Source organism: Roseateles sp. P5_E11 (assembly GCF_054049355.1).
In genome coordinates this window covers 1-3714 of record NZ_JBFUMO010000565.1, presented here as the reverse complement: position 1 = coordinate 3714, position 3714 = coordinate 1, and the positions used below count along the sequence as shown (strand labels likewise).

Here is a 3714-nt window from a genome sequence, read left to right as displayed (position 1 = left end):
GGTCAGAGATCCAGACGGTTCGCACCGACWGCGTGGGCGTGTCGGCGGCAGCGGAGTCTTGCGTCGTCGGCATGGCGGGCATGCTGCCCGTATGTCATGACGCGAGCGTGAACATCCTCAGGCCAGTCCCTTGAACGGGCCACTCGCTAGCCAGCGCTCGATCTGGGCCTGGCGGTCGTTGCCCCAGAAGGGCTCGCCGTCGACGATGAAATGAGGCGCGCCAAACACGCCAGCGGCAATGGCGGCGTCGTTCTCGGCTTTGAGGCGGTTCTTCCAGACCGGGTCGCTCCAGGCGGCCTCGGCCGCGTCGGCATCAATGCCGGAATCGGCCAGCAGCCCCTTCAGTGCCTCAACATCACCGAGCAAGACACCGCGCGTGAAATAGGCGCGCAGCCCGGCGTGCGCCCAGGCGACGGCGCGGGCCGGGTCCTGATCACTCAGCCACCAGAACACGCGCGCCGCGTTCTGCGTCGCGATCGGAAAGGCATCGGGCTGACGGTAGGGCAGTCCGGCGAAATGGGCCGAGCGCTCGAAGTCGCGCAGCGTGTAGTCGCGCTTGATCGGGTGAGCCACGGGCGATCTCAGCTCTGCAGCCTGGAAGGTCACGCCGAGCAGGATGGCATGCCATTGCACGCGCCGGCCATGCCGGGCGGCGACGGCCTCGACCCACTCCGCGGCGATGTAGGAATAGGGCGAGGAGAAGTCGAAATAGAACCGCACCGGCGCGCGCAGCACGGCGGTGTTGTCGGCAAGAAAGCGGTCGTCAATCATGACGCGACCTTAGCCGCGCCCAAGCGTGCACCGCAGCGGTGCTTACGCCGAGTGCAAGCGTGCTGCAAGCCGAGGTGTCGCGGCTTCGATGGGCTCGAGCAGGCGCGGCCAAAGCTTGGCACCCAGGTCACGTCGGAAGGGGCCGAAATGCTCGATCTTGCTGACGCCCAGATCGGCCGGAGCGACGGCATGGCGCTGCACGCGCGCGGCGCTGAAATGGCCGGCCAGCGCGTCGACGGCGGCGGCCGGACCGAAAAGATGGTCGTCGGTGACGCTCCACAGATGCGCCGGGCCGGTAAACCGGTGGTAGCTCCGCTCGCGCGCCAGGCTTTCGTCGCCGAACAGGAAGCCGGGCTTTCGCCCCCACGCGGCCCATTCGAGCGCCGCGGCAGCAGGCAGCTTCTCGGCGCGCGGGCCGAGCATGCGGCCGGGCGCATGGCCGAACAGCCTCACTGCGACCGGCAGCATCAGATGGAAGAACAGCCAGGCCTGCAGGCGCGCGAAGCCCGACCAATGCCCCAGGTAGGCCACCTGGGCCGCAACGCCAAGCAGCGCATCCACCTTGTCCTCGAAGCCGGGCACGAGGCCGACCGAGTTGCCGCCCAGCGAATGCCCGACCCACAGCAGGCCGAGTTCGCGGCGCTGGGCCGCAGCCTCCTCGCGCCGACGCTTGTCTGCCGCGTGCAAGGCTGCGCCCATGTCCACCCGAGCCCAATCCCGCAGGCGCACGTCCTCGCCGGGCTGCAGGGCCTCGCGCGAGGCAGCGATGCCTCGATAGTCGAAGCTCAACACGGCATAGCCGCGCCTGGCCAACCACTCCGCGAAGTGGCGGTAATAGCTGGCCGGCACCGCCGTTGCGGCCCCTATCACGGCCACCGCGCGCACGCCGACGGCATGCGGGGGCTCAAACCACTGCGCCGCAAGCAGGCGGCCATCGCTGCAACGCAGCGGCGTCGGACCGACACGCACCTGCAGGTCGCGGGCGTGGGTGTCGTCCAGGTCCAGTGCACTTGTCGCCGGAATGGGCAGCGGCAGCGCATCGGCAGGGGTCAAGGGAAGGCTGTTCATCGGAACCTCGGGTCAGCGCGCTTGTGGCGGCGGTGGAGGCAGTCTAGATTGGCAACTTTTCAAGCAGTAGATCGTCTACAAGCCCCAGATCGTCAACAAAATGTCGACAAAGAACCCCGTCCCGCCTGGCGTCGGCCGACGCCGCCAGACCGCTGCCGAAGAGGCTTTGGACGCGAATGCGCTGGAGCTTTTCGCACGCATTGCCCAGGCCGGCAGCTTTGCCCAGGCGGCGCGGGACCTCGGGCTGACACGCGCGGCGATCAGCCGCCGCATTGCGGCTATCGAGAACGCAGTCGGCCTGGCGTTGTTCGCTCGCAGCACGCGCAGCCTGGGCCTGACGGAGGCCGGCCGGCGCCTCCACGCCCGTGCCCGCGCCGTTCGTGATGCGGCAGAGAGCGCCCGCCTGGCCCTGCGGCACGCGCGTGACCAGCTTGACGGCACGATCCGCATCAGCGCCACCGCCGGTTTTGGCCGGCATGTGCTCGCGCCTTTGCTCGCGCGCTTCCAACTGCTGCACCCGGCCGTGCGCTACGAACTCTTCTTCACGGATCGCCGCGTGGACTTGATGCGCGAAGGGCTGGACATCGCGTTCCGCGTCACCAGCAAGCCACCCGAGCAATGGGTCGCCCAGCCGGTGCTGCCGTTTGTGGTCCGCGTCTACGGTCGCGGCCGACACACATCTGCGCAAGAGCCCCAGGATCTCGCCAACGCACCCCTGCTGCTGCTGGGCCAGGGAGAGGAGCCCGTCGTCACCGAGTGGCAGCACGACGATGGACGACGGCAGAGCGTGTCGCTACAGGCGGTGGCCTGGGGCAGCGACCTGGACGGGCTTGTTGCTCTGGCGCGCCACGGCGCCGGATTGGTCATCGCACCGGATTTCTGCGTGGAGCCGCTGCGGGCGCTGCAGGATGAGGACGACGCTGCGGCCGGGACGCCGAGCTTGGGCTCGTTGACGGCAGCTGCGCTGGTCGACGTGCTGCCCGGATGGCGCATGCTGGCCGGTATTGACACTGTGCAAGCGTTGACCCTGCCGCTGCCTAGCGGCTCGGAAACCGCACGTGCGTTGGTTCGCTTCGTGCGGCAGTCGCTGGGCGGCGGTCGCGCGTGAGGGACTAAGGTGACTGAGCGGACGCCACCGATTACAAATCGTCTTGATGAGAGGCGGGGGACCCGATGAGCCGGCCGCGCTACCTGTTCATGGCCTGCCCATCGGCTGACGCAGGAGACTGCATCGAAACGGCAATTCAGGGACTCCATTTGGACCAGCGGTTGCGCACCTTGCTGGTTGCGCGCGCCAACTGGCATCAGTCACTGTCGGGTCGCTATTGGCCGGACGAGATGCCGGAGGTGGAGCAACTCCTGCTGCGGGCGGGTGGCTTGATCGCGGCGCACGCTGTCACCATGACGCTCAGCTGGATTGTCAGCAACGAAGGCTATTCCGCATTGAAGCCGAGAGGGATGCCGGCCGGATTCGTCGATCTGCTACGTGCCATCAACGCCGCGCTCGCAAAGCAAGGGCTCAGCGCGTCGGCGCAAGACGCGCCGCACATCACCCTCAGCTATCTCGCCGCAATCGCCGATGCGCCCATCGCGATAGAACCCATCGACTGGACCATCGATCGCGTGCTGCTTGTCCGCAGCGAGGGTGACGGGGCGGGCTACCGCTACAGCGAAGTCGCGAGTTGGGAACTGCCTGCGGCGCCCCTGGCTCCGCAAATTGATTTGTTTTGAGTGGGCCTGAATTGGCGCCACCAATTCAATACGGCAACAGCACCCAACGGGCATCCGAAATCTGCCCATGTCGGCAGGCGGCATTGCTCATCACCGCCCGATTCGTTTGCCGCGCACTCTTGAATCCGGCTGAATATTCAGATC

At 67.4% G+C, this 3714-nt stretch carries 4 protein-coding genes; 2 read left to right on the top strand and 2 right to left on the bottom strand.

Features of this window, described 5'->3' with window-relative positions; all coding sequences use genetic code 11:
* Positions 1-117 precede the first annotated feature (117 nt).
* Positions 118-771: a DsbA family protein gene (locus tag ACXJKR_RS27020; protein ID WP_457325439.1), complete on the bottom strand. Its 654-nt coding sequence runs from the start codon at positions 769-771 to the stop codon at positions 118-120.
* A gap of 42 nt (positions 772-813) precedes the next feature.
* Positions 814-1839 (bottom strand): alpha/beta hydrolase family protein, encoded by a 1026-nt coding sequence (locus ACXJKR_RS27015; protein ID WP_457325438.1) that lies wholly within the window; start codon positions 1837-1839, stop codon positions 814-816.
* A 100-nt stretch (positions 1840-1939) separates the two neighbouring features.
* On the opposite strand from ACXJKR_RS27015, the gene ACXJKR_RS27010 reads away from it, so the two are divergent.
* A complete protein-coding gene (locus tag ACXJKR_RS27010) occupies positions 1940-2947 on the top strand; it encodes a LysR family transcriptional regulator (RefSeq protein WP_056194603.1) in 1008 nt (335 codons plus the stop codon).
* A 65-nt stretch (positions 2948-3012) separates the two neighbouring features.
* Complete coding sequence (locus ACXJKR_RS27005) at positions 3013-3570, top strand: 2'-5' RNA ligase family protein (RefSeq protein WP_457325437.1); 558 nt, start codon at positions 3013-3015, stop codon at positions 3568-3570.
* The last annotated feature ends 144 nt before the right edge of the window (positions 3571-3714 follow it).

Coding starts and splice junctions, on each gene's coding strand:
- ACXJKR_RS27020 (WP_457325439.1), bottom strand. CDS start 771: ATGATTGACGACCGCTTTCTTGCCGACAACACCGCCGTGCTGCGCGCG.
- ACXJKR_RS27015 (WP_457325438.1), bottom strand. CDS start 1,839: ATGAACAGCCTTCCCTTGACCCCTGCCGATGCGCTGCCGCTGCCCATT.
- ACXJKR_RS27010 (WP_056194603.1), top strand. CDS start 1,940: ATGTCGACAAAGAACCCCGTCCCGCCTGGCGTCGGCCGACGCCGCCAG.
- ACXJKR_RS27005 (WP_457325437.1), top strand. CDS start 3,013: ATGAGCCGGCCGCGCTACCTGTTCATGGCCTGCCCATCGGCTGACGCA.